At 66.1% G+C, this 1,405-nt stretch carries 2 protein-coding genes; both read right to left on the bottom strand.

Annotated features, from left to right (window positions below; genetic code table 11):
• On the bottom strand, nucleotides 1-560 hold a 560-nt coding region (locus JMF90_RS37005; protein WP_201326333.1), incomplete at its 3' end, for an SMP-30/gluconolactonase/LRE family protein.
• A 21-nt stretch (nucleotides 561-581) separates the two neighbouring features.
• A partial coding sequence (locus JMF90_RS37010) for an NAD(P)-dependent oxidoreductase (RefSeq protein ID WP_201326334.1) occupies nucleotides 582-1,405 on the bottom strand: 824 nt, incomplete at its 5' end.

Raw genomic sequence — 1,405 nt, forward strand, 5'->3', positions numbered from 1 at the left:
TTCTCGTCGCGCGACAGGACGAGCCCGTTCGGGCTCGGGCAGGTGCCGAGCAGCATGTCGAGCTTGCCGTCGGGCGACAGCCGATACACGCGGCCCGTCGGATCGTGCAGCCCGGTCTGCCCCTGGTCGGTGAAATAGAGGTTGCCGGCCGAGTCGAACGTCAGGTCGTTCACGCCCTTGAAGCGCTCGGTGTTGCGGCGCTCGAGATGCGGGCGAATTTCACCGCGCTCGATATCGAGCAGCATCAGGCCGTTCCGGTAGTCGGTGATGATCAGGTGCGATGCGTCGAAGCGCTTCATCCCGTTGGGCTCGCCGTCGTATTCGACGACGAGATCCCAGTCGCCCGACGGCGAAATGCGGAAGATGCGCCCGTGCGGAATGTCGGTGACGAACAGATAGCCGTCCGGGTCCCAGACCGGCCCTTCGAGAAAGGAATCGGTGACCATGCCGCCGCGATTCGCGCGCGCCCATTCCGTGCGGACGTCCGGCTTGCGAAACTTCTCCGGCATGCGCGTGAATACTTCGGCTTCGCGTACGTCGGGACTCGTCAGATAAAACATGCGTACCTCGATGTTCAGGGTTCAAGCCGCGCTGTGCGCGCGTTCGTCGAGCACCGCGAGAACGTTGGCGGCCGCGCCCTTCCCCATGTTCACGTACGCGGCATCGCTCACGCCGCCGACATGCGGAGACAGAATCACGTTGGGGATCTGCTGGAACGGGTGCGGCACCGTCATCGGCTCGACATCGAAGCTGTCGAGGCCGGCCGCGCGCAATTGGCCGCTCGCCAGCGCGTCGGCAAGCGCGGCTTCGTCGATCAAGCCACCGCGTGCGGTATTGACCAGAATCGCCCCGCGCTTGAAACGTGCGAATGTGTCGCGGTTGAGCATCCGGCGGTTGTCGGCCGTCAACGGACAATGCAGCGACACGACGTCCGACTCCGCGTACAGCGTGTCGAGCGCCACGCGCTTCACACCGGCGGGCGCTTCCTTCGCGAACGGATCGAACGCGAGCACCTTCATGCCGAACGCCGCACCGATCGCGGCCACGCGCCGGCCGATCGCGCCGAGTCCGACGAGGCCGAGCGTGCGCCCGTCGAGTTCGACGGACTTGTGCGTCGCCTTGTCCCAATGGCCTTCGCGCATGCGGATATCGAGCTGCGGAACCGACTTCGCGCACGCGAGCAGCAGCGCCCATGCGTGCTCGGCGACGGCGGCCGCATTCGCGCCGACCGCGGCGCGCACCGCGATACCGCGTGCGGCAGCCGCGTCCTGATCGATCACGTCGATGCCGCTGCCGTGCTTCGAAATCACCTGCAGGTTTTCGGCCGCGTCCATGATGCGGGCGTTGATCTTGCCGTACCGGACGATGATCGCGACCGGCTTGTGCTCGATGCAGAGCGCCACGA

Source organism: Burkholderia sp. E168m23, assembly GCF_016586125.1.
Classification (GTDB): Bacteria; Pseudomonadota; Gammaproteobacteria; order Burkholderiales; family Burkholderiaceae; genus Burkholderia; species Burkholderia orbicola.